This window comes from Pseudalkalibacillus sp. R45, from assembly GCF_052246725.1.
Lineage (GTDB): Bacteria > Bacillota > Bacilli > Bacillales > Fictibacillaceae > Pseudalkalibacillus.
This window is the reverse complement of the sequence record NZ_JBQQCL010000001.1, coordinates 516474-542017: the sequence shown is the minus strand read 5'-3', so window position 1 is coordinate 542017 and position 25544 is coordinate 516474. Positions and strand designations below refer to the sequence as shown.

16 protein-coding genes and 1 riboswitch are annotated in these 25544 nt (G+C 43.7%); of the genes, 13 read left to right on the top strand and 3 right to left on the bottom strand.

The window, feature by feature from the left end; genetic code table 11:
- Positions 1–68: 68 nt before the first annotated feature.
- A complete protein-coding gene (locus ACTWQL_RS02685; protein WP_443140881.1) occupies positions 69–818 on the top strand; it encodes an SDR family NAD(P)-dependent oxidoreductase in 750 nt (249 codons plus the stop codon).
- Positions 819–907: 89 nt separating this feature from the next.
- On the opposite strand, the gene ACTWQL_RS02680 is transcribed toward ACTWQL_RS02685, so the two are convergent.
- Positions 908–1045 (bottom strand): hypothetical protein, encoded by a 138-nt coding sequence (locus ACTWQL_RS02680; protein ID WP_443140880.1) that lies wholly within the window; start codon positions 1043–1045, stop codon positions 908–910.
- Positions 1046–1048: 3 nt separating this feature from the next.
- Here ACTWQL_RS02680 and ACTWQL_RS02675 point away from each other — a divergent pair, with 3 nt between their 5' ends.
- Positions 1049–1240, top strand: coding sequence for a hypothetical protein (locus tag ACTWQL_RS02675; RefSeq protein WP_443140879.1), 192 nt, complete (start codon positions 1049–1051; stop codon positions 1238–1240).
- Here the strand turns inward: ACTWQL_RS02675 and metH are convergent.
- A complete protein-coding gene (metH, locus tag ACTWQL_RS02670) occupies positions 1213–4671 on the bottom strand; it encodes a methionine synthase (protein ID WP_443140878.1) in 3459 nt (1152 codons plus the stop codon). The two genes, ACTWQL_RS02675 and metH, sit on opposite strands and share 28 nt — an antisense overlap.
- Positions 4664–6517 (bottom strand): bifunctional homocysteine S-methyltransferase/methylenetetrahydrofolate reductase, encoded by a 1854-nt coding sequence (locus ACTWQL_RS02665; RefSeq protein WP_443140877.1) that lies wholly within the window; start codon positions 6515–6517, stop codon positions 4664–4666. Before ACTWQL_RS02665 ends, metH begins: the two co-directional genes overlap by 8 nt.
- Before the next feature lie 163 nt (positions 6518–6680).
- Positions 6681–6794, bottom strand: a riboswitch (SAM riboswitch).
- A 1090-nt stretch (positions 6795–7884) separates the two neighbouring features.
- On the opposite strand from ACTWQL_RS02665, the gene ACTWQL_RS02660 reads away from it, so the two are divergent.
- The 11 genes from ACTWQL_RS02660 to ACTWQL_RS02610 all read left to right on the top strand — a co-directional run bounded on the left by ACTWQL_RS02660 (position 7885) and on the right by ACTWQL_RS02610 (position 25540).
- Positions 7885–9219 carry an ABC transporter substrate-binding protein gene (locus ACTWQL_RS02660; RefSeq protein WP_443140876.1) on the top strand — a complete coding sequence of 445 codons (1335 nt, stop codon included), beginning with the start codon at positions 7885–7887 and terminating at the stop codon, positions 9217–9219.
- Positions 9220–9306: 87 nt separating this feature from the next.
- Positions 9307–12381: an extracellular solute-binding protein gene (locus ACTWQL_RS02655; RefSeq protein ID WP_443140875.1), complete on the top strand. Its 3075-nt coding sequence runs from the start codon at positions 9307–9309 to the stop codon at positions 12379–12381.
- A gap of 31 nt (positions 12382–12412) precedes the next feature.
- Positions 12413–13300, top strand: a complete 888-nt coding sequence (locus ACTWQL_RS02650) for a carbohydrate ABC transporter permease (RefSeq protein ID WP_443141452.1) — start codon at positions 12413–12415, stop codon at positions 13298–13300.
- Positions 13301–13601: 301 nt separating this feature from the next.
- Positions 13602–14483 (top strand): carbohydrate ABC transporter permease, encoded by an 882-nt coding sequence (locus ACTWQL_RS02645; protein WP_261134273.1) that lies wholly within the window; start codon positions 13602–13604, stop codon positions 14481–14483.
- 15 nt (positions 14484–14498) lie between these two features.
- On the top strand, positions 14499–16559 hold the full coding sequence (locus ACTWQL_RS02640) for a YIP1 family protein (RefSeq protein WP_443140874.1): 2061 nt from the start codon (positions 14499–14501) through the stop codon (positions 16557–16559).
- Entirely contained in the window at positions 16552–18864 is a 2313-nt protein-coding gene (locus tag ACTWQL_RS02635; protein WP_443140873.1) for a DUF5696 domain-containing protein, read from the top strand. The genes ACTWQL_RS02640 and ACTWQL_RS02635 overlap by 8 nt, the downstream gene beginning before the upstream one ends.
- A 7-nt stretch (positions 18865–18871) precedes the next feature.
- Positions 18872–19744: a carbohydrate ABC transporter permease gene (locus ACTWQL_RS02630; RefSeq protein ID WP_261134277.1), complete on the top strand. Its 873-nt coding sequence runs from the start codon at positions 18872–18874 to the stop codon at positions 19742–19744.
- Positions 19745–19766: 22 nt separating this feature from the next.
- A complete protein-coding gene (locus tag ACTWQL_RS02625) occupies positions 19767–20738 on the top strand; it encodes a carbohydrate ABC transporter permease (RefSeq protein WP_443140872.1) in 972 nt (323 codons plus the stop codon).
- Positions 20739–20822: 84 nt separating this feature from the next.
- A complete protein-coding gene (locus ACTWQL_RS02620; RefSeq protein WP_443140871.1) occupies positions 20823–21983 on the top strand; it encodes a Gfo/Idh/MocA family protein in 1161 nt (386 codons plus the stop codon).
- A 383-nt stretch (positions 21984–22366) separates the two neighbouring features.
- Positions 22367–23140 (top strand): sugar phosphate isomerase/epimerase family protein, encoded by a 774-nt coding sequence (locus tag ACTWQL_RS02615; protein WP_443140870.1) that lies wholly within the window; start codon positions 22367–22369, stop codon positions 23138–23140.
- 30 nt (positions 23141–23170) lie between these two features.
- Positions 23171–25540: a beta-galactosidase gene (locus ACTWQL_RS02610; RefSeq protein WP_443140869.1), complete on the top strand. Its 2370-nt coding sequence runs from the start codon at positions 23171–23173 to the stop codon at positions 25538–25540.
- Positions 25541–25544 lie beyond the last annotated feature (4 nt).

Here is a 25544-nt window from a genome sequence, read left to right as displayed (position 1 = left end):
TGAACAGATTGAATCCCACCTGAAAGGGGTACATTGATTGATAGATTGTCTAGAGAGGAGCATCTATCGTGTCATTCCAGAACAAGGTGGTTATCGTAACGGGTGCAGCGAATGGAATCGGAAGAACGATCGCAAAGGAATATGCGAGGAACGGGGCAAAGGTGGTTCTCGCGGATCTTGATGAAACGGAAGGAAAAGACGTGATCGATGAAATCACCATGCAAGGTAGCGAAGCTTATTTCCTCAAAACAGATGTACGGAACGAAACCGATATCATCAGCCTTATCAACCAGACGAAGAGCGAGGTTGGTCCGATCGATATTCTCATCAATAATGCGGGCATTTCAGAATTCAAATCACCATATGAACTTACAGTAGCCGAGTGGGACGATATCCTCAATACCAATTTGAGAAGCGTATTCCTCTGTTCTCGTGAGGCAGCTAAACATATGCGTGAAAATGAAGAAGGTGGAGCGATCGTCAATATCGCATCCACCAGAGCAAGTATGTCAGAGCCGAACTCGGAAGCTTATGCAGCTTCTAAAGGGGGAATCCTCTCGATCACCCACGCGCTTTCGGCATCTTTTTCAGCAGACAAGATTACCGTCAATGCGATATCTCCAGGCTGGATTGAAACCGGAAAGTATGAAGAGCTCAGAGAAATCGATCATGAACAGCATCTGTCCAAGCGTGTCGGAAAACCGGAGGATATTGCGCGTGCCTGTCTCTATTTAACTGATGAAAAGAACGACTTCGTGACCGGTGCCAACCTCGTCATCGATGGCGGTATGACAAGAAAAATGATCTATGAACACTGAATCATTAATAGACTCAGCTAAAGAAAACTGAGCAAAGTCAATTCTTAGCGCAAGCTGAACCTTAGTTACTCTTATATTGAAGAAAGTATTTATACTTTCTTTAAGTAAAAAGGCTCTTTTCTAAAAGATTGTTGCTTTTGGGTCATTTTTAAAAACTCACCTTGTGCAAGTTGATTGGAGAGCAAGGTGCGAGACTCCTGCGGGATCAGCGGGACAGGTGAGACCATTCAATGTCGCAAGGCGACGAGTGGGCTCACCGCACGCCCCGCGGAAAGCGAGCATCCTGGAGCGGAAATCAACGACTTTCAAGAGCAACAACGTTTCCGAAAACAGCCATTAAAAAGAAGATGATCCCAACCAAATGCTGCGGCTGGGATCATCTTTTACTATACAATCAATCACCATTCATGACGTTGAAATAGCGTGCTTCTGGATGTGCGAATACGATCGCGGACACGGAAGCTTCGGGCTCCATCATATAGCCATCGGTCAATTCGATGCCGATTTCTTCTGGTTCGATGAGCTTGAACAACTTCTCCTGATCTTCCAATTCCGGACAGGCAGGATAGCCGAAGGAGAAGCGTTGTCCCTGGTAGCGGGCGGAAAAGCGTTCTCTCATCGTAAAATCAACTGAATCCGGGAAGCCCCACTGGTCGCGGATCTGCTGATGGGTGAGTTCCGCGAATCCTTCCGCCGTTTCGAGTGCAAGGGCTTGGAGCGCGTGGCTTTCCAGGTATCGTCCTTCTTCTTTCATCTGGGTGGCAAGCTGACGGATCCCTCTTCCTGCAGTCACCGAAAAGAAGCAAACATAGTCCATAAGTCCGCTGTCTTTCGTTTTCAAATAATCAGCCAGACATAAATGCGGTTCTTTTGGCTGCCTAGGAAACTCGAATTGTTCAATGACTCTCGTATGATCGTCCGGGTCATAGATCAAGACCTTTTCATCATCCGCCTGAGCAGGAAAAAATTGATAGACAGCAGCTGGTTGGATCAGGCCTTCTACTTTTGCCTTGAGAAGGAGTTGATCGACCACCGATTTGACATTGAGCGCTTTTTCATCCTTTTCTTCTAGCAGTCTCGAAACCTTGCCTTTGACTCCAAGATGGTGTCCCAATAGCATCTGCCAGTTGATATAAGGTTCGATATGCGAGATTGAATGATTCTTCAAAACGTGTCGTTTCGTATCCCTTGGAATGAAAACCTGGACATCCCGTGAGACCTTGGAACGGACTTTGACGGCGACTCCGGCGCCCCCTCCTGAATCTGATTGAAGAACTGGTTCAGCGGAGCTCCTTTTCTTTTCTTCATGGGCACCGATAAGCTCCTGGAATCCGGCTGGTGTTTGGATTTGATTCGCTAGTGAGAGACCGGTCATTGCGTCTTTTGCATACAAAACAAGGCCTTCGTATCCGTTCGAAATTTTCGTATCGGTGAATTTCCTTGATAACGCAGCGCCGCCAACCATAATCGGTGTTGAAATGTCGGCTTGTTGCATGTCGCTAGCGGTGATGACCATCTGCTGTGCGGATTTAACCAAGAGACCCGAAAGACCGATAATATCAGGCTTTTCCTTTCTTACAGCTTCGATCAAATCCGCAGGAGTCACTTTGATTCCTAAATCGACGACATCAAAGCCGTTGTTACTGAGGATGATGTCTACCAGGTTTTTACCGATATCGTGCACATCGCCCTTGACTGTCGCCAAAATGATCTTCCCTTTTGACGACCTGGTATCGTTCTTTTCCATATAGGGCTCTAAAAAAGCGACGGAGGCTTTCATCACTTCCGCGCTTTGAAGAACCTCGGCTACGATGAGTTGATTGTTGTTGAACAGCCGGCCGACTTCCTTCATCCCATCCATCAAGGGACCATTAATGATGTCTAAAGGCTTATCGTATTTTTTCAGCGCTTTTTCGAGATCCGGGATCAGACCTTCTTTCGTACCTTCGACGACATAATACGCAATCCGTTCTTCGAGCGTCATTTTCGGAAGCAGTGATTTGACTTCTTTCTTTTTCCCTCTATAAAATTCAGTGAATTTAGCAAGCACGTCATCTGTCGTTCGGAAAATCAGATCTTCCGCCATCTGGATCTCTTCCTGCGGGATCGAGGCGAAACGTTCGAGCTTTTCTGTATTGACGATCGCATAATCCAGTCCAGCCTGGGTGCAATGATAGAGATACACTGCATTCAATACTTCCCGGCCGACAGGGGGAAGGCCGAATGAGACATTACTTACTCCTAGAATCGTCAGACTTTCAGGGAATCGTTCCTTGATGAGGCGGATTCCCTCAACGGTCTCGTTAGCTGAACCAATATATTGTTCGTCACCTGTACCGACCGGAAATACCAGCGGATCAAAGATGATGTCGGTTGGAGAAAGTCCATACTTGTTGACAAGAAGGTCATAAGAGCGTTTGGCAATCTCCAGTTTTCGTTCGACCGTCACACCCATGCCTTCTTCATCTATCGTACCGACGACGACCGCACCGCCGTATTGATGAAGGAGGGGGACGATCACTTCGAATCGCTCTTCACCATCTTCCAGGTTGATCGAATTGATGATGGATTTACCCTGGGAATACTTCAGAGCGGTTTCGATGACATCTTCGTCTGTGGAATCAATGACAAGAGGGACCTTGATCTTTTTGACGACTTCTTGGATGAAGGCCTCCATATCCGCCTGTTCATCGCTGTCCGGATCCGCGAGACAGATATCGATGACATGCGCGCCTCGTTTTACTTGAGCTCTGGCAATCTCTGCAGCCTCTTCAAACTTCTTTTCAGCAATCAACCGTTTGAATTTCCTTGAACCGATTACGTTCGTCCTTTCACCGACCATGATCGGACGTAGATCAGGACTATCATATAAAAACGGCTCGATTCCGGAGACCATGTGAAGTTCTTTTTCAGGAAGTTCACGCGGTTTGTAACCAGCAAGTTTTTTGGCGATCGCTTTGATATGTTCCGGTGTCGTTCCGCAACATCCACCTACGATATTCAGCCATCCTTTTTCAGCAAATCCGGCAAGCTTCGTCGCCAGGGATTCTGGTGTTTCATGATATTGTCCTTCTTCATCAGGCAATCCGGCGTTCGGATAACAGCTGATTGCTGACGTCGATAGATCGGCGAGAGCACGTACATGATCCTGCATGAATTCTGGTCCGGTGGCGCAGTTCAAGCCGACAGCGATCGGGTTCATATGTTTCAGCGAGATATAGAACGATTCGATCGTCTGGCCAGCAAGGGTAGTCCCCATCGGCTCGATCGTACCGGAAACGATCAATGGAACGGTTCGGCCCGTTTCCTCAAAAGCTTTCCGGATGCCTGAAAAACCAGCTTTTACGTTAAGCATATCCTGACTCGTCTCGAGAAGAAGCAGGTCAACATCTCCATCTAAAAGTCCTCTCGCTTGTTCAGCGTATGAATCCGTCAGTTCGTCAAAGGTCGTTCCACCTGTGACACTTAGCGTTTTCGTAGTCGGTCCAAGAGCTCCAGCTACGAACCTCGGCCGTTCTGGAGTTGACACTTTCCGGGCAGCCTTTTTGGCGATTTCAGCTCCTGTTTTATTGATTTCATAGGCCCTGTATCCGAGTTCGTATTCATCCAACACGAGACGTGTGCCTCCGAATGTATTTGTTTCGATGATATCTGCACCGGCTTCGAGATAGGTCGTGTGGATGGATTCGATCAGGTCTGGCGCAGTGATGTTCAAGTATTCATTGCATCCATCATAAAATTCCCCGCCAAAATCGTCAGGGGTCAACTGGGCTTGTTGCAGCATCGTCCCCATCGCACCATCCATGATCAGGATTCTTTTATTCAATTGTTGTTCAAATTGTTGATTAGACATTTTGTAGCCTCCTAGATGACTGGTTAAGATGATGGTCACGTGCGTAACGGGCAAGCTCTACTGTCATTGAGTATCGCATGAACGGCGTGACAAGGTAAATGCCGTTGAATAATCCGATTGCGGTATCGAGAAGGGATTTGGCGATGTCGACGCCCTCCTGACTTGCGCGTTTACGATCATCCTTGTATTTCGCCATACGTTCTCGAACCTCTGATGATAGCTTGATACCAGGCACTTCATGATGGAGGAAATCCGCGTTCTTACTGCTTGTAAGCGGCATGATTCCGATATATATTGGAACATCCAAATGTTTGACAGCTTCGTGGATCTCCAGCAGTTTTTCCTTAGAAAAGACGGGCTGGCTGATGAAATAATCTGCTCCGCACTCTACTTTCTTTTCCAATCGCTCGACAGCTTTATCGATGTAACGGACATTTGGGTTAAACGCAGCCCCGACAGAAAAATTCGTTCTTTGATCAAGTTCTTTTCCTGATAACGAAATCCCCTGGTTGAACTGTTTAATGATTTTGATCAGCTCGAACGAGGTTACATCATACACAGAAGAAGCACCGGGAAAATCGCCTACCTTCGTTGGATCCCCGGTAACCGCAAGTACGTCTCGGATTCCGAGCGTGTGAAGTCCCATGATGTGAGATTGCAGGCCGATCAAGTTCCGATCCCGACAAGTGATGTGGATGAGGGGACGGAGACCGATCTGTTCCTTGACGATGGAACCGACGGCAGTGTTGCAGATCCTCGGGGATGCCAGCGAGTTATCAGCAAGAGTTATCGCGTCGATACCTGCATCTTTAAGCGCTTTGGCACCTTCCATATAGCGGGTGGTATCGAGTTTTCTGGGTGGATCCAATTCAACAATGATCGATTGTTCTTTTTTTATTTTTTCATGAAGGGGAGGAGGTCCTGGGTCTACAGATTGAACAGCAGCCTGGGGTGTCTGCCGTTTTTTGACCTCTTTTTCTTTTATAGGCGGTACAGATTCAAGTTCATTCGAGAACGCCTCTATATGGGCAGGCGTCGTACCGCAGCATCCGCCCAACAATCGAATCCCTTGTTCTCTGAAAGAACGGGCACACTCTTTAAAATAGTCAGCATCACTCTCATAGTGCAGCTTTCCATCCACATACGACGGAAGACTTGCGTTCGGATAGGCGGACAAATATGCCTGCTTTGGGAGCGGTACTTCTTCCAATGTTGAAAGCATGTGATAAGGACCGAGCCGGCAATTGATGCCGATGATATCTGCACCTTGTGATTCAAGCCTGGTAAACGCTTCTGTAATGTTTGTACGATTTTGCATATAACCGGTCTCTTCCAATGACACTTGTGCAATGATCGGAAGTGCCGTCTCTTTTCGGGCGATTGACAGGACTGTTTCCAATTCTTCTAAATCATAGAACGTTTCTAGTAAAATACCATCAAGGTCCTCTGAAAGGAGACAGTACAATTGCTCACGGAACGTTCGCTTGATTTCATCCATGGTGATCGTGTGGGGCTTGATACCACGGATTCCCCCGATTGTACCGACCACATATGCGTGATCTCCGGCAGCTTTTTTGGCCAACCGGACAGCGGCTGTATTGATTTCCTTTACTTGATCCTGTAGACCATAGCGTTCGAGTTTAATATAATTGGCCGCGTATGTATTCGTTTGGATGATATTTGCTCCTGCTTCGATATATGCCCGGTGGATATTAAAGATTTGATCTGAATGTGATAAGTTCAATTCTTCAAAACACCAGTCAGAGCCGTACGAATGGAGGAGCGTCCCCATCGCGCCATCACCAATCAAGATTTTATCTTGCTTCAAGTCATCTAAAATTCCCATTTGAATCCCTCGCTGACATTGTTGTTTTTTTCGAGTCCTGCTGATCCAGATAAAGAAAACTAGGCGAGGCCAAGCCTTAGGCGTAGGCTGAAGCCAATAGTTGCACTTATAAAAAGAAAAAAGCCTTCTTATAAGAAGAAGACTTTAAAATGCACGGTCGTTCTTCTTATCTTTACAAGTGAATCCACTTGTATGGAATTAGCACCTTTTCAATGTTTGCACATTGAAGGTTGCTGAGGTGTCATCGGGCCATTCCCTCTACCTCTCTGGATAAGAAACAGAATTTTTAAATTTTATTAACTGTACAACAAATCGTTGTAGAGTTCAACCCTTTTTAAAGAAAGTATGTTAGTTTTGTTGATTTCTACAAAATTCAGTCCCTTTCGGCTGGCGATCCGTAAGCTTCCTATTCATTACTGATGAGGTTTACTTGGATTCGCTGTTGAGGGGAAGGTGTGATTTTTATTTCGATCATGCTGAAATGGGACAGGAGAGCATGAAAAATCCCTTTGCCTGTCCCAAAAAGTGCTGAAATGGGACAGGAGAGAGGTGTAAAAGTTCTTTGGCTGCCCCAATAAAGGCTGTATTCAGACAAGAACTCTCGATATCCTCCATGTGCTTTCCGAATAAGGTCCGACTTTCATTCAACCCTTAGTTTTTCATTTCTTTAAAAACTGTAAAAGCCCTATATTGTCTATAAAAGACAGGACATTACAAAAATTGTCGAATTAATAATTTAGAAAATTTTCAAAAAACTCTTGAACTGAAAAGGCTTTCATGGTAATTTTTTATATAAGATTATCGAAACGTTTCGACGACGAGGCGAAATAGTGATGTAGAAAATTGGCGATTTTTGGATTGGGACATCAGAAGCAACAATCCAAAACTAAGTCGTTTCGTTTGATAGAATACTAACATTTTCACCTTGTCGTTTGTTCTGGAGAAAGTATGCCGATATCTCAATCGGACAAGGCATTTACATACTGCGATGAACCTACATATAAGCCTGGTTTTTCTCTGGAATGAAACGAATAATATGCATTGTTATTTTTCCCTTTTAGAAAGTGTTTTCCAGCACGAATATGAAAGGGTAAAAATATACGTTTTTATCGATACGTTTCAATGTATGTAGCAGTCAAGTTTATAGCCAAATCATTCACAGGTTGAAAGGGGGAGCGACCGTTTTTAATATTTTCAAAGTTGGATCGCACTAGTTTAGTCATGAAAGGCTCTTATTATTGCGGAACGCCATCGGAAAGGTGGATTTCGCTGAAACAACATATAGAATCACAGAGCCTAATGAAAAAAACACAAAGTGAGGGATTAGATTGAAGGTAAAACCGTTATTTCAATGTTTACTAGTCGTTTTGCTAATTCTTACTGCAGGTCTGGCAGGTTGCTCGAACAATGAAGGAGCAAGTTCAGAATCGAAAAACAAAGATTCCGAATCTGAAGAAAAGGCATCTGATTCTGGTGAGAAGGTAACAATCACTTACGGTACTTGGCAAGACAGTAAGGAAGTCGATCAAGTCATCAAAGCATTCGAGAAAGCACATCCGAATATTGATTTGAAACAAGATAAGTCGCTCGGATGGCCTTGGAACGAAAAGCTCTCAGCTGCAGCTGCAGCAGGAAAACTTCCGGATGTTTTATGGACATTCGGCGTACCGACCGCTATAACAAATGGGTGGTTGGAAGACTTAACCCCTTACTTAGAAAAAGATGAAGACTACAATCCTGAGAATACCTTTGAAAGTGTTCTCAAAACCGCAAATTATGATGGTCATCAATACGCAATGCCTCATTCAATGCATGCTATCGTAATGCTCCTTAATACAGACTTGTTTGAAAAAGAAAATGTTCCTGTACCTGACAGCAGCTGGACACTAGATGATTTGAGGAAGGCGTCAGTACAGTTGACCAACTACAATGAACATCAATTCGGCTTTTTAAATCCTAGAGGATTCCGTGAAGTACTGCCTGTTCAATTTGATAATTCACTAGAATGGGGCACCTGGGATGGCGAGCAATACAACTTCAGTTCTGCGGCATATGTAGATTCCCAGAATTATATCCAAACGCTGTGGAATGAGGATAAAGTCAGTCCTACTGTTTATAAACAAGAGGAAAGAGATAAGTGGTACGGGAAGGACAAGGACCCGTGGACACTTGGAAAAGTCGGAATCCGTTATGACGGGACATGGGGATTGAAAGGCAATACAGATAACAACAAATTCAATTGGACAGTCCTCCCGGTTCCAGGCGTTGATGGTCACAGAGTACCATTGGTTGCGGATTATGTCGGCATTTCAAAGAGTTCGAAACATAAGGAAGCTTCCTATGAATTTTTAAAATGGCTGACTTTCTCTAAAGAAGGATGGTTCGACCGGAAAGATGCAGGAGTCCCTGTAGCAAGAAGTATTCCACTCATCAATGATGAAGAAATCTGGGATGCGTACTTAAGCGACGAAGCTGTACCTGAAGAGATGAAAGAGATCATCAAGCTGATCCCTGATGGTACCGTAGATCCTCTTAAAGCTCATCCTGGATATACGGAAGCACTCAATATGATAGCCGAAATGAATGTAAAGTTCGATAAAGGTGAAGCAAACCCTAGTGATGTAGGAGCTGAAATGGATCAAAAGGCCAATGCAACCTATGAAAAAGCTTCAGAAGAATTGGATAAAGCAATAAAAGAATAATAGACCACACAGAACGAATGGATGGGGCCAGCATCTCCCCATCCAATTCTATTTCACTATGACCCCGCTTCGAAAAGGAGAAATCCTATGCGCAGAAAAACAATAACTATCCTGTTGATCGGATTGTTGATCCTATCTACTGGATCATTTCTGAATCAATCATCGCATGTCAGTTATGCGAACACGGACAAAAAATCAGATACTGGGGACTTATTAGACGATCTATTTGACAAAGACAAGAAGGATTCCGATAAGTCCAAGGATGATAACAAGAAAAAAGATAAGAAAGAGAACTTTGAAACAAGAGTTATTGAAGCTGATTACAAAGATAAATTAATAGAATGGGACAAAAAAGGCATTAAAGCTACCAAAGGGTTTGAGAAAGTCATTGAGCCAGAAGAGTTTACTAGTTCCAATAAAGAAGCGGAATTGACCAGCCATGACGAATACGACGGGAATGCTTTCCGCTGGGAAGAACAAACGAAGGAATTGCAATTATCCATCAACGTACCTAAGGAAGGTCTTTATGAAATTGAAGTAGATTACTTCGCCTTACCAGGTAAAATCATACCAATTGAACGCGGAATCAAAATAAATGGTGATTTCCAATACTATGAATCGAGAAGAATTGTACTTCCAAGATTATGGAAGGACACCGTCAATAAATTTGAAGAAGATAAGCTCGGGAACCAGGTGTACCCGAAACAGGAAGAAATCCATACCTGGCAGTCTCGGCCCTTCATGGATGCGAGTTACTTATTTGATAGTCCTTTAAAGTTTCATCTTAAAAAAGGTGAAAACACGATTTCACTGTTGAATATCCGTGAGCCGATGCTATTGGGCGACATAACCGTCAAGTCTCCTGAAAAGCACCCTTCTTATAAAGAGTACCTTCAAAAACATGACGGGAAAGAAACAAAGGGACTGCTCGAAATTGAAGCTGAGCATCCCTACTCTAAATCCGATTCATCCATAAGGGCTCTATCCAACGGTGAACCGAATGTGACACCAAACCGTGGCAGCAAGCTTTCTCTCAATGCTTTTGGAGGCGACACGTGGAAAGCTGGAGGACAAGCTGTCACATGGAAGATAAAAGTCGATGAAACAGGATTCTATCAGCTAGGTTTCAAGTACAATCAATATTTCAATGTGAATGTCCCTGTTTATCGGACAATTAAAATCGATGGCGAAATACCTTTCGACGACATGCTGAAGTATCCATTCGAATATACAACGGAATGGAAAAACGAAACCCTTTCAGATGCGAACGGGAAGCCGTATCAATTTTTCCTTGAGAAAGGGGAGCACGAACTAACGCTTGTATCCAACCCGTCCCCTTATCAACCGGTCATCAGCACGATAAAAGATGTCATGAAAGAAGTGAACGATCTTTCCTTGGAAATCCAGATGGCAACCGGAAAATCCAAGGACCTGTATCGGGATTGGGACATCGAAGAACAGATTCCTGACATTGTTCCTCGACTGAATGAGCTTGCTGGAAAGCTAAGGGACAGATATGAATACCTTGAAAAATTGAGTGACAGTAAACCCGATCAAGCAAGGAACCTGATTATCAGTGCAAAGCAAATGGAGGATATCGCCAGGGAACCTGGTGAAATACCAGTACGTTTCAAAGAACTTTCTCAAAGCTCAGGATCGGTGACACAGAAACTTGGAGACCTTCTTTTGTTACTGCCTAATCAACCTTTACAGTTCGATAAGTTTTATGTTTATTCGGATAAGAATTTGCCTGGTGCGAAAGCGAATCTTTTGCAGAAAGCCGGTTCCATGGCTGCTAATTTCTTCTCTTCGTTTACAAAAGACTACAACCAGGTAAGTTCGAGTGATGAAGAGTCAATCGAGATCTGGGTGAACAGGCCGCGTCAATATGTGATGTTGATGCAGCAAATGGCCAATGAGGATTTTACGAAAGAAACCGGAATCAAGGTGAATTTAAGCTTGATGCCTTCAGAGGAAAAACTGATCCTTGCAAATGCATCTAATGAATCACCTGATCTGGCACTCGGTGTGAACCAAAAGTTCCCGTTTGAACTTTCCGTACGTGGCGCGTTGGCAGATCTTAGCCAGTTTCCGGATTATGACCAGGTGGCGAAACGTTTTTCACCTGGTGCACTTCTCCCGTTCATGTACGATGATGGGACCTATGCGCTACCGGAAACCCAAGAATTTTATGTCCTTTTCTATAGGAAAGATATTCTGCAGGCTCTCGACATGTCTGTTCCTGACACCTGGGATGATGTCCGGAAAATGCTTCCGAAACTGCAGCGGTTCGGAATGAATTTCTATGTACCGATCGCTGGTTTAGGAGGGCTTAAAGAAGCGAAAGTGACGGTCCCTTATATCTACCAGAATGGCGGTGAGCTTTTTAATGAAGATGGCATGAGTACCGCGATTGGCAGTGATGCCGCTCTAAAAGGCTTTAAGCAGATGACGGATCTGTTCACGATCTACAGTATGCCTCTTCAAGTACCGAATTTTTACAGTCATTTCCGTCAAGGTGACTTGCCGATCGGTATCGCTGATTTTGATAATTATGTCAAAATCACAGCCGCAGCCCCTGAGCTTCAAGGCTGGTGGGGCATCGCGCCTTATCCTGGCGTAAAAAATGAAGATGGAGAAGTCGTACGTTGGGCACCCGGAACAGGGAAAGGCGTCATCATGTTCGACAGCAGTGATAAGAAAAAAGAAACGTGGGAGTTCATCAAATGGTGGACTTCAAAAGAGACCCAATCCGAATTCGGCAATTTGATCGAGACCATCTACGGCACAGAGTTTCGCTGGAACACGTCCAATGTGGAGGCACTTAGCGAGCTGCCTTGGCCGGATGAAGATTTAGATGTGATCAAAGACCAATGGAAATGGTTGAGAGATATTCCGCATGTGCCTGGTGATTACATGCTTGAGCGTGAAATCAGCAATGCATGGAATGAGGTTGTCTTCGAAGGTGAAAATGAGCGAAAAGCCGTAGAAGATGCCGTCATCACAACTAATAGAGAAATGCGAAAGAAACTGGAAGAATTCGGTTTCATTAAAGATGGAAAAGTTGTTGAAGAACTTAAAGTGCCATCGATAGAAAAAATCCAGTCAAAGGGGGAGGCCGGTGAAACCAGCTACGAATACAGAACAAAACGTCAGAATTAGAACAAAGACGAACACCCGGAAAGCGGTTTGGTTGGATGGACTCAAAAAGGAGTTGAGCGCTCTTGGGTTCGTCGCTCCCTTCCTGATCGTATTTTCACTATTCATTGTCATACCCGTCATTGTTGCTGCATATTTTGCGTTCACTTATTTCAATACCATCCAACCACCGACGTTCATCGGACTTAAGAACTTCGTCAATTTGATCACCCAGGACAATGTATTTATGATGCATGTGCTTCCGAATACATTTCAATTTGCGTTGATTGTCGGTGTAGGTGGATATGTCCTGGCGTTCTTTTTGGCCTGGTTGTTGGCTCAGATTCCGAAAAAACCGAGAACGATCCTGACATTGGCGATCTATTCACCATCAATGACCGCGGGGGTCGCCATGTCGGTCGTGTGGCTCATTTTGTTCAGTGGAGACAGGGCAGGATATTTGAACAGCATCCTGATCCAGATCGGTTTCATCAATGAACCGATCCAGTGGCTGCAATCTCCGGCACACTTGATGACGATCATGATCCTCGTATCGCTTTGGAACAGCATGGGTGTAGGATTTCTGGCCATGCTTGCAGGAATCTTGAATGTTGATCGCGAGCTTTATGAAGCGGCCTATATTGATGGGTTGAAAAACAGGTTCCAAGAAATCTGGTATATCACCATCCCATCTATGAAACCGCAAATGCTGTTCGGAGCGGTCATGGCGGTTGTACAGACGTTCCAGGCTGGAGATATCGCCGTCCAGCTATCAGGCTCGAATCCGACGCCTCAGTATTCAGGGCAACTGATCCTGACACATATTGCGGACCATGGATTCATTCGTTTTGATATGGGGTATGCTTCCGCCATTTCACTTGTCCTTCTCATATTTGTGTATGGTGTTTCCAGGTTCTGCTGGCGCCTGTTCGGTGAGAGATGATTAAAACGGAATATATTGAAAGCCACACTTTTTAGGGAAAAGCGACTCATTCGGGATTCTGGTGTGAGGGAGGTTTCAAGCTAACGGACACCAGAGCCGTTATTTGTGACAAAATCGGTGTTTTGAGATTTTTAACGGACACCAGAGCCGCTATTTATGAAAAAACCTGCTGATTTCCTATAACAGTGGAGTTGTGGATCGTCCGCTGAAATTCCAAGAAATCAACAATGAAAAATGAACAGAGGTAAATACATGATACATGCATAGATAACATCACCAACGAAGAAAAGGGGAAAATTTCATGGCTTCTTTTCAAGGGTCCAAGATCGATCCAAGCAAATTAAGTTTTAGTCAGACGAAGTTTTTTGCATTTCTGATACCGCTATCGATTTTTATGGCGTTGCCGATCATTTTCATATTTTCACAGGCACTGAAACCGATCGATGAACTCTTTCTCTATCCACCAAGGTTTTTTGTTGAAAAACCGACCTTACAAAACTTTGGTGATTTATTCAAAGAGACAAGTGTCACCGTCATTCCAATGACACGATACCTCTTTAACAGCATCATTATTTCATCCGGAATCGTGTTTGCCAGTGTCTTCATCAGTGCAATGGCTGGCTTCGCCTTATCGAAGTTGGATTTCAAACTGAAAAAAGTGATCTTCGAGGCGAATATCATTGCTTTGATGTTCGTTCCTGCAGCTGTTGCGATCCCAAGATATTTCATCATCGACAGGATCGGTCTGACAGATAACATGTTCGGACATATTTTACCGGTACTGGCTATGCCAGTGGGGCTGTTCCTGATTAAACAGTTCATCGACCAGATTCCGGATGCGCTGATTGAAGCAGCTCGAGTAGATGGAGCGAGCAATTTCTATATCTTCCGGAAGATCATCATTCCGATGGTAACACCAGCAATCGCTACTGTTGCTATTCTTGCCTTCCAAATGGCATGGAACAATACAGAAACATCAGAGATTTACATGAATAATGAGAGCTTGAAAACATTCGCTTTCTATATGAGTACGTTAGCAGGAAATATGGGGAACGACAATCAGGTAGCCGGCCAGGGAATGGCGGCAGCCGCTGCTGCACTTATGTTCTTGCCGAACCTCATCATTTTCTTGATTATGCAAAGTAAAGTGATTGATACGATGGCTCATTCAGGATTGAAGTAAGAGAGGAGGTAAAAAATGGCGCGGCTTAAGATCATATTGCTTTTGACCGTTGCTGTTGTTCTTTTTGGTACATCAACGGCATCCGCAGAAGCACCTTTCATCACCTATACATTTGATAAAGATGACTACCCGATCTACACACAGACAGCATACCAGCCGATCGGGACCATCGATGGATTCGACATTCCTTCCGACGAATCGGACCCTCTTGCCGGAGAGAGTGATCCATTGTTTCAACCAGAGGATATCTTCATCGATAAAAACGACACGATTTATGTTGCGGATACGGGCAACTCAAGGGTTGTCGTATTTGATTCGTTCGGAAATTTCCAGCGAATTGTCGGGGAAGATGTCCTGTCAAAACCTACAGGCGTTTTCGTTGATGATGAGGGCTTCATTTATGTAGCGGATTATCAAAAAAAGAAGGTTTTCAAATTCAAAAAAGATGGATCACTCACTTTTGAATATGAAAAACCGGATTCAGTCATCTATGGAAAGAAGAGCCCCTTCAATCCAACTAAAGTCATCATCGATAAACAGAAGAATGTGTACATAGTCGGTGATGGATCGACGCAAGGATTGATCCAGCTTGGTCCGGAAGGAGATTTCCTCGGTTATTACGGGGGAAATCGTACAAGCTTCGATTTCGTCCATCAGATGCAAAAGATGCTTTATACCGAGAAACAGTACAGTCAATTGATGAAAAAATACCCTCCCTCAGCTACGAATGTCGCAGTTGATGACGAAGGGCTGATCTATACGAGTACAGCAGGGTTGAAAACAGAAACGATCAAGAAACTGAATGTAGCAGGTGAAAATCTTCTGCCAGATGTATCTGCATCAAATAACATCGCGGATATAACTGTAGATCAGGATAAAAATATTTTTGCTGTTGATTCAAAGTATGGATATATCTTCGAATACGATCCTGATGGAAATCTATTGTTTGTTTTTGGGGGATTGAACACGGGAAACCAGAGACTTGGATTATTTAAAACACCTTCTGGAATTGCCGTTTCTTCCGACCATAAATTGTTCATTCTGGATAAGAAACAAAGCAATATTCAAATCTTGAAGCCTACTGAGTTCACCAGTTTGATCCATAACGCAATTGCCCTAAATTCAGATGGAAAGTATCTGGAAAGTGAACAGTATTGGAACGAAGTACTGAAGCGGAACAGCATGTTTTCCCTTGCTCATAACGGAATCGGAAAGGCAGCCTTCAAAAAAGGCAATTATGAAAAAGCCCTTGAAGAATTCAGGCTTGCCGGAAACGATGAGAGCTTTTCAGAAGCTTATTGGGAAATCAGAAGGAACTGGTTGATGAAGTATGTCTCCTGGGTTTTGATCGGAATCGTTCTTTTGGGAATCTCGATTTTCCTGGTAAAGAGGCTGTACAGAAAATATGGATATGGAAGCAAAGTGGTGGACCTGTGGAGCAAGCTCAAAAATATCGAGATCGTCTCACACTTGTTGCATGTCTTCCGAATGTTAAGGCATCCAGTCGACGGTTTTTATGAATTGAGAACGAATCAAAGAACTTCTGTTTTCTCAGCCACGTTATTACTGCTGTTCCTTTTCATTGTGCATATCTTCACGATTTTTGAAACGAATGCATTATTCAGCGACGTCGATACGAATCGGGTCAACATAATGACCGAACTGTATAAAGTCTATCTCCCATTGTTTGCATGGGTCATTTGCAACTACTTGATCAGTACCATCAACGATGGAATAGGAAAATTCAAGAGTGTTTATATTGGTACGGTCTACGCCTTAAGCCCGTATCTCATCTTTTCAATCCCTGTCACGTTAATGTCAAAAGGGCTGACGAATATGGAAGTTGTCCTTTATGACTTCTCTAAAAAAGCGATCATCCTGTGGAGCGCCTTTCTCCTCTTCATGATGGTGAAAGAGATCCATTCTTATGAAATCGGGCAGACGGTCAAAAACATGGTTCTCAGTGTCGCAAGCATGCTTGTATTAGGAATCATTTCGTTCATCCTATTCGGTCTCTCCAATCAGGTGATTGATTTCATGTACTCTATCTTTCAAGAGGTGAAGCTTCGTGTCTAATAAAAAGAAAATGGTCATCATGCTCGGAAGCATCCTCCTAATGATTTTTATAACGTATCAAATTGGATACAGTGAAGAAAACAAAAAGGTGAAGCGGGATAAGCAAGAGGAGGAAGTCACTCATAGTACCTTTCAATTCAAAGGGAATGACTTCACCCAGCCTGAAAAAGAAAGGCAAATCGACCTACCGATCAAGGAAATTCCAGAGGACTACGACCTGGCCGCTGAAAATGAGAAACTCGAACTTCATGTTTCTCCACAAACTTTGAACATCATGATTAAAAACAAACAAACAGGTTACGTCTGGAGTTCTGTACCTGATGAATCAGTATTGAAAGATACCAGGTTAAATGACGAATGGGCTGCTACCGTAACCTCATCGGTAGTTGTCCAATATTTCAATAAAGATGAAATGCTCAAATCAGGAAGCTATGTATCTCTTAAAGGTACGGTTGAACATCTCGAAAAGAAGAAAGATGGTTTCAGTGCTGATTTTAAATTGGAAGAACTAGAAGTGGACATGTCCATTGAAGTCGTTTTGGAAGAGGATTCATTGGTCGTTCGTATGCCTGATGAGGCTTTCAAAGAAAATGGAGAGCAAAAGATCGCTTCTGTCCAGCTGTTCCCTTTTCTGGGAGCAGTGAAAAAAGAAGATATACCAGGCTATATGTTCATACCTGACGGAAGCGGAGCCCTTATCCGCTATCAAGCCGATCACCCACAATATGATCAACCGTACATCGGGAAAATCTATGGAAAAGATGAAGCAGTAGAGTCAAAAGGGGATATGGAGGTACAACCAGAGTCTATATCGATTCCTGTCTTTGGCATGGTACATGGTGTAAAGAAAAATGGATTCATCGGCATAGTTGAAAAGGGGCAATTCAATTCAGAAATCGTCGCCTACCCAAGTGGCGTCAATACCGATTTCAACTGGCTTTCTCCTAGATTCATTGTCAGGTATCCCTATTTCCAGCCTACGAGTAAGAGTATGGGTGGAATCAACACCTTTCAAAAAAAGAGGCTGCATGAAGATAAGGAAATCCGATATGTTTTCTTATCTGAAAAGAATTCCGACTATGTAGGCATGGCAAAAACATATCGGGAATATCTGGAGAAAAATGGGCAGATCAACCCGGAAAATAAGAATTCAGAGGAGGATGTTCCTGTCAGAGTCGAATTCCTTGGCGGCGAAATGGAACCTGGACTGATCGGGAATAAGCTTGTCTCGATGACCACATTCGATCAAGCCAAAATGATCATCGATGACTTGATGAAGTCCGGAGTCGATCAAATGACAGCTGTTTACCGAGGATGGAACGAGGGAGGTTTGACTGGTGGAAATCCAGCGAAATTCCCCGTCGAAGATAAGTTAGGCGGTGGAGAAGGACTCGAAGAATTGAAGGAAAACCTGGAGAAGAAAGGAATCCCGCTCTATCTTTATACGAATTATACAAAGGCATATGGAGATCAGGATAACTTTGATGTGCAAGTGGATGGTGTAAGAAGGATCAGCAACCGGATCCTTGAATATTCGTTTTCTAACAATCTAGTAGATGAAAAGTTCTCTGATCTGAAAATCAATTATATGAACCCAGTTAAAGCTTTGGAAATTGCAAGTGAAGATATGAAGCAATTTGAGAGATTGGGAATTGATGGGATATCCATTGAGGATACAGGGTCGATTCTGTATTCAGACCACCATTCTAAAAACAGGCTTTCCAGGGAAGAATCGGCTTCGAAATATGAAGAATTGGCTAACACTTTATCAGAAGGTTTGGAAAAAGTCTCGTTCTATCAACCGAATGACTATATGTTCAAGTATAGTGATGAAATTTTCAGTATCCCTATGAGCTCATCACGGTTCGTGTATGAAACAGATTCTGTTCCTTTCCTTCAAATCGTGATGCATGGGTCAATCGATTATTATACGACTTTTTCAAACTATCATGCCGATCCAAAAAAACAATTGTTAAGGATGATTGAATACGGTGCTTATCCATCCTTCTACCTGACTCATGAACCATCATGGAAGCTGCAAAACACACCGTCCAAGGATCTTTTCACATCTTCCTATGAAGACTGGAGCGAAGATGTTGTCAGTCAGTACAAGCTGGTTAATAAAGCACTGAAAAAGGTCCAGAACGCTTCGATTGAAGATAGAAAGGTCATTGAGCTCGGTGTTGTGGAAGTCACTTATTCCAATGACGTAAAAATCATCGTCAATTACAACACGAAAGAGATGGAAGTCAATGATCACAAGATCGGAGCGCTTGATTTCAAACTAATCGAGGGAGGGGATTAAGCTGAAAGTGCCATCGTTCAATCGGAGAACAAGAGAATACTTCACAGGATACATGTTCATCCTGCCATGGTTGATTGGATTCGTGCTCTTCATGGCGTATCCTCTCTTCTACTCTCTTTTTATGAGTTTCAATAAGGTGTATGTGACAGCGTCCGGTATTAAGACGACGTTTTTGAAATGGGAAAACTATAAATTCGCTTTTTTATCAGATCCTCATTTTTTAGAAGAGTTGATCATGTTTTTGAAGTCTGTCGTGTTATTGATTCCGATCGTCATCGTCTTTTCGCTGATAGTCGCGTTGATGATCAACCAACCGATCCGGGGGAAAGGTTTATTCAGGGCGATCTTCTTCCTTCCTGTCATCATCACAAGTGGTGAGGTTGTGAATGAACTGTTCGCGCAGGGGGCTGCAACGATTCCGATCATCGAACGATATGGGATCATCGACTTTTTGGATGCCAATTTAAGTCCATCCTGGGCGGCACCGATCATCAATGTCATCGAACAGCTGATCATCATCCTCTGGTATTCCGGGGTTCAGATATTGATTTTCCTGGCTGGATTGCAAAAAGTGAATAAACAGATTTACGAGGCAGCCGCCATCGATGGTGCATCTCCTTGGGAAATCTTTTGGAAAATCACGTTGCCGAGCATCAAGCCTTTTATCCTTGTCAATATCATCTATACCACAGTCGATCTTTCTACAAATTCCTTGAATAACGTGATCGTATTGATCAAGGAAAACATGTTCAAGGTGGAGACGGGTTTCGGCTATGCAACGGCCCTGTCGTGGATCTATTTCCTGATCATCTTCATCATTTTGCTTATCTCGATTTTCCTGTTCACAAGGAAGGAAAGATTGGAATTCAAAAAATCTTAACCAAGTAGGATGTGGGCACCTAATGAAACTGGACTATGCCACAAATAAAACGATAATAAAAAAAGTGAATACAGTCGGAACAAGGATGAAGAAACTATTACTAGGAATGCAGGGGAACGATGGTCTTGTTTTCAAGACGTTCATTTATGCCCTCTTGATCAGTGTAGGTTTCATCTATCTGTATCCGATTCTTTATATGGTTTCAGAGAGCTTCAAGAGTTTAAGAGATTTGTTGGATCCGACAGTTCTCTGGATTCCGAAAGAGTTGTATTTTGATAACTTTGTAAAGGCCTGGAATGTTCTCGAGTTTCCAAAGACATTCATGACATCGTTGTTGAATTCTGTCTTACCTGCTGTCGCCCAGATGGTTTCATGCGCGATTGTAGGGTTCGGGTTTGCGAGATTCAAATTTCCTGGTAAGAATATTCTCTTTGGCCTGATGCTTCTGACCTTTATCATCCCGACACAGATCGTGATGATTCCTATGTTCCTCATGTTCGAGCAATATGGAATGCTGGGGACACCGCTGCCATTCATCTTACCAGCGATTTTTGCAGGCGGGATCAAGAGCGCGTTGTTCATCTTGATTTACACACAATTTTTCAAATCGATTCCGCAAGTTCTTGATGAATCAGCACAATTGGATGGAGCAAATTATCTTACCATCTTTTTCAGGGTCATTTTACCGATCTCGATTCCGGCATTGGTCGTTGTCTTCTTGTTTTCATTGGTATGGCACTGGAATGAGACGTATACGGCTTCCCTCTATTTAGGGGACAGCATGTCGACACTCCCATTGAAGTTGAAAGAGTTCAATGATTCGTTCAAAGCTCTCTACTCATCAGCCGAGGCGGGAGGAAAGGGTGCAGACATCAATGAATCGATCAAATTTGCTGGAACAGTTCTGGTCATTCTCCCGCTCCTGGTCCTTTATATGTTTGCACAAAAGTGGTTTGTCGAAGTGCTTGATAAAACAGGGATCACTGGCGAATAGGAATCAGGAAAAAATTTTGCGGGTTATTGAAACGTTTCAAGTGATAATCAGAGGTAAGAACAAGTTTAGTTTGGAGGCGATATGATGGACAAAGTTCGTGTAGGGATCATCGGTGTCGGAAATATGGGGACTGCCCATTCCGCTATGATTTTGAATAATCAGATCAAAGGGGCAGAGCTGACTGCTGTTTGTGATGTTCGGGAGGAAAGGCGGAATTGGGCTCGGGAAAACCTCGGGGATGATGTAGAGGTATATCGAACGCCGGATGAGTTGATTTCTTCTGATCGAGTTGATGGAGTAATCATTGCAACACCTCATTACCAACATTCAGAAATCGCTATGAAGGCCTTTGAAAATGATCTTCATGTACTCTGTGAAAAACCGGCTGGCGTATACACCAAGCAAGTCAGGGCAATGAATGAGGCCGCAGCACAAGCTGATAAGGTTTTTGCCATCATGTATAACCAGCGGACGAATCCGGCATTTCAAAAAGTCCGGGACCTTGTCGTGTCTGGAGAACTTGGGGAAATCAGGAGGACGATCTGGGTCATAGATTGGTATCGTTCCCAAAGCTATTATGACTCCGGTTCCTGGCGGGCGACCTGGGCAGGTGAAGGAGGCGGGGTGTTGATCAATCAATGTCCTCATCAGTTGGATTTGTGGCAGTGGACGATCAATATGATGCCGAAACGGGTTCAAGCCTTTTGTAATTTTGGAAAGTATCGGGATGTTGAAGTGGAAGATGATGTAACGGCTTATGTGGAATATGAAAATGGAGCAACTGGTTTGTTTATCACTTCGACTGGAATGGCGCCAGAAACGAATCGGTTTGAAATTTATGGGGATCGAGGAAAACTGATCGTCGAAGATAATACAATCACTTTTTGGCGTAACCGGATTCCAGAAACCCAATTCAACCAGGAATGGAAAGGCGGATTCGGTCTCCCGGAAAATTGGAAATGTGAGATTCCAGTGCACGGGATTGAAACAGGGCATGGAGGGATCATGACGAATTGGGTCGATGCGATTCTTCATGGCAGTCCGTTGATCGCCCCAGGTGAGGAAGGGATCAAAGGCTTGACGCTGTCCAATGCGATGCATTTATCCACTTGGACGGATGCATGGGTTGAACTGCCGATCGATGAGGATCAATTCTTTGAAAAGCTGCAGGGTAGGATTGCTCAGTCCTCGTATGATGAGGGAAAAGCCGAAGACAAAACACTTGATGTGAAGGGGACATATTAAAAGCGGTAGGTTGTATTTTAATAAAGACTGTTTTTGAAAGTTAATGGCTAATGGAAGTGAAGATGCTGAAACCTTTTGCAGATTGCCGGCCGAAAGCGAGTATATTTCCAAAAACAGCCTTTTAAAAAAATTAACGGACACAGGAGACCTTATTTTGCCAAAACAAGGTGATTTTACAAAGCTAACGGACACCAGGGACCTTATTTCGTGCAAAATCATAAAAATCAGCTGTAAAAGACACAAATAGCGTCTCTGGTGTCCGTTAACTAGCCTCATTGAGTGGCATTTCCCGCCAGAGTCTTACTTGTTATATTGCTTAGGTCATTATTTTTTAAAAAACCTTTCTAAAAATCTGATACTACAATTCAGGGAGGAGTTTTGATATGAAGCATAAATTTGCAGCACAATTGTTTACTGTGAGAGATCTGCTCAAGGATGATTTTCCAGGAGTGTTACGAGAATTGAAAGAGATGGGGTGGGCTGGCGTCCAAATCAGCGGACTCTTCGGTTATTCGAAAGAGGAGATTGCCGCTGTTTTACAAGAAACCGGATTAAAGGCTGCCGGCCTCCATGTGGGGATCGATCGATTGCGGGAGGACCTGCAGGCAGTAGTCGAAGAAGCTGAGGCCTTCAATACGAAAGACATTGTTTGTCCATTCGTTCCTGATGAGCTACGAACGGTTGAAGGCTATCAAGCACTAAAACGGGACTTGAATGAAATTGCAAACAAGCTGAAAGGTGACGGTTACAGGATCAGCTACCATAACCACGATTTTGAATTCGAGACTATGATAAACGGTACACCAGCGCTGGAATATATTCTTGACCCTGCTGGACAGAACCAGGTATTAGCGGAAATCGATACGTATTGGGTCAAAAAAGCAGGCTATGATCCATTAGACTTCATCCGAAAATATGCTCATCGGATGCCGATCATCCATCTAAAGGATATGACGCTTGACGATAACCAGACCTTTGCTGAGGTAGGAACAGGATCCATTGATTTCAATCCGATTTTGGCATGGGGTGAAGAAAATGGGGTCGAGTGGTTTGCCGTCGAGCAGGATGAATGCCCAGGAGATCCGATGGACAGCTTGCAAATCAGTCTGGACAATTTGAATGGAATGGTGGAAAAACTGACGACCAAAACCAATTAACAGTAGAGGAATCCAAGGAGGAAACAATTCATGACGGTTGGAATGAATCGCAAGAAATTTATCATCAACGGCAAAGAAGAATTCCTATATGGTGGAGAATTACACTACTATCGCGTGCCAAAAAGTGAATGGAAAGATCGACTGACAAAGTTGAAGGAATCAGGCTGCAATCTCGTCAGTTCATACGTTCCATGGGTCTGGCATGAAATCGAAGAAGGTGTTTATGACTTTACCGGTGAAACTAGAGGGGAACGGGATTTGAAATCCTTTTTGGAGCTTGTAAAGGAGTTCGGACTTTATTGCATTGTACGGCCAGGTCCATATGTAATGGCAGAAGTCCGTTTTCATGGCGTTCCCGATTGGCTGTTGGAAACGTATCCCGAAGTCCTTTCCCGCACACGTGATGGGAACGAACATGGGACCCGGGTTGTTTCATACAGGCATCCGGTGTTTTTGGAAAAGACCAAAAAATGGTATGACGCAGTGAATGAACTGATTGCCCCTCAGCAAATCGGACAAGGCGGACCGATCATCATGTATCAGTTATGTAATGAAATCGGGATGTTCCATTGGGTCAGTAATACATCTGATTATAATTCGGATACACTTGAAAAATTCAAGGACTACCTCGAAGACAAATACAGTACGATTGAACAGTTCAACGCACAGTATCAAATCAAAGAGAAATCCTTCTCTAGTTTTCTAGAAGCTTATAAGAAGGGGCTGCCTGAAGAATATCCTTCTTTCCATTATGAGTGGGGGGAATTCAGAAGAGAATACATCAAGGATTATACGGGTGACCTGCGTCAATTTGCGAAAGAATCAGGGATTACCGTTCCGTTTATCATCAATGTACATGGGTTCACGGATTTTTCGATCTACAGCAGAGGGATCCATTATCCAATCGGGTTATCCCAGCTTTACCATACAGCCGAATTTGATGATGTTGTCATCGCAGGAGACTTTTACCCAGGCAGGATCGGCTATGACAATTACCATGATCTTGTGATGTCCACCACTTTCACTAGAGCGATTTCACAGGCGGATCAACCGATCTTTTCGGCAGAATTCCAGTCTGGCCGATTAGCGGACCGGCCAAGGCTTTACCCGCAAGACTTGGATTTGAATACGCGTACGTGTGTCGCTCACGGGATGAATGCATTGAATTATTACATGTTCGTCGCCGGAGTAAACTATGAAAATATCGGTCTGTTCGGCAGACGACATGAATGGCAAGCGCCGATCGATTCAAAAGGCGAATTACGCCCTAACTACGAAAAAGCCCGACACCTAGGTGCCCTTTTCAAAACAGTCGGTAAGAGATTGATAAATTCTGAGAAAAAAATACATACCTACGTCGGCTTCAATCCAGATGATTATATGACAGAAGTGGTGGAGGAACGAGATCGGGGGCTGCTAGCTGATTCGACCGGAAAACGCGATCATTTTGCCTATGATGGGATCCTCCGTTTGTTGGTCAGCGCAAATATCCAGTTCGAAGCTATTGATCTTTTAAAAGAGATTTCCGTTGAAGACGTCCCTTCCTTATGGGTATTCTCAGCCAAAAGAATGGATGAAAAACTCCAAAGCCGTCTTGCTGATTATGTAAAACAAGGTGGGAAGCTCATCATTTATCCGGAACTCCCGTCAATGGATCTATCAGGGAATCCTTGTCGTATCCTTGTCGATGAGCTAGACCTGGGTAAATGGGAAGTTGTCGGCGGTACGGACTATGTGGATGTGCTCAATACGGACTCCGTCAATATCAAACAGCGTCTACGATTCACTCGATTCGATGGAGAGCCGATCGCCACATTTACCCGTACCGGAGAAAATGAAGTTGCAGCATATAAGAAGCCTTGTGGAAGAGGAGAAATCCTTGTGTTAGGAATTGCCATGGGTCATGATTACAACTATCAATTGGATGTTATCAAGGATCTTGCGGACAAGATGGGGATCACGGGTCATTTGCAGGCGACGAATCCTGACCTGTCACTCGTCGAACGCAAGAATGGAGAAGAATCATTCCTGTTTGTCAGCAACTATGATGAAATCGAACAAAAGGCTGCCGTCTATGAAAAGGGGCAACCCCTGTTTGATGGTGAAGAGGTTGTTTTACCGCCAAGATCCTCAGCGATCTATATCCGAAATTTTGACATTACCGAGGGATTGTCAATCGAGTTTTCGACAGTCGAATTGACTGGTTTAGCTGTAGAGGACGATCACGTGGAGATGACACTACATCCAATCGGTGCAATAGGCTCGCTTAAGTTAAGGAGTAAGAGTGGATGGGTTGCCGAAAAGGATGCTTCAGCTGATGATGAGTCGATTGTATTCAAGGATATCAGTGAAACGAAGACAGTCGTGATAAAAAGAATGAAAGAATCGATTACGGGTTGATGCG

Excerpts from the sequence above, each read along its gene's own strand:
- ACTWQL_RS02680 (WP_443140880.1), bottom strand. The coding sequence starts at position 1,045 with ATGGTCTCACCTGTCCCGCTGATCCCGCAGGAGTCTCGCACCTTGCTC.
- ACTWQL_RS02675 (WP_443140879.1), top strand. The coding sequence starts at position 1,049 with ATGTCGCAAGGCGACGAGTGGGCTCACCGCACGCCCCGCGGAAAGCGA.
- metH (WP_443140878.1), bottom strand. The coding sequence starts at position 4,671 with ATGTCTAATCAACAATTTGAACAACAATTGAATAAAAGAATCCTGATC.
- ACTWQL_RS02665 (WP_443140877.1), bottom strand. The coding sequence starts at position 6,517 with ATGGGAATTTTAGATGACTTGAAGCAAGATAAAATCTTGATTGGTGAT.
- ACTWQL_RS02655 (WP_443140875.1), top strand. The coding sequence starts at position 9,307 with ATGCGCAGAAAAACAATAACTATCCTGTTGATCGGATTGTTGATCCTA.
- ACTWQL_RS02645 (WP_261134273.1), top strand. The coding sequence starts at position 13,602 with ATGGCTTCTTTTCAAGGGTCCAAGATCGATCCAAGCAAATTAAGTTTT.
- ACTWQL_RS02640 (WP_443140874.1), top strand. The coding sequence starts at position 14,499 with ATGGCGCGGCTTAAGATCATATTGCTTTTGACCGTTGCTGTTGTTCTT.
- ACTWQL_RS02625 (WP_443140872.1), top strand. The coding sequence starts at position 19,767 with ATGAAACTGGACTATGCCACAAATAAAACGATAATAAAAAAAGTGAAT.
- ACTWQL_RS02620 (WP_443140871.1), top strand. The coding sequence starts at position 20,823 with ATGGACAAAGTTCGTGTAGGGATCATCGGTGTCGGAAATATGGGGACT.
- ACTWQL_RS02615 (WP_443140870.1), top strand. The coding sequence starts at position 22,367 with ATGAAGCATAAATTTGCAGCACAATTGTTTACTGTGAGAGATCTGCTC.
- ACTWQL_RS02610 (WP_443140869.1), top strand. The coding sequence starts at position 23,171 with ATGACGGTTGGAATGAATCGCAAGAAATTTATCATCAACGGCAAAGAA.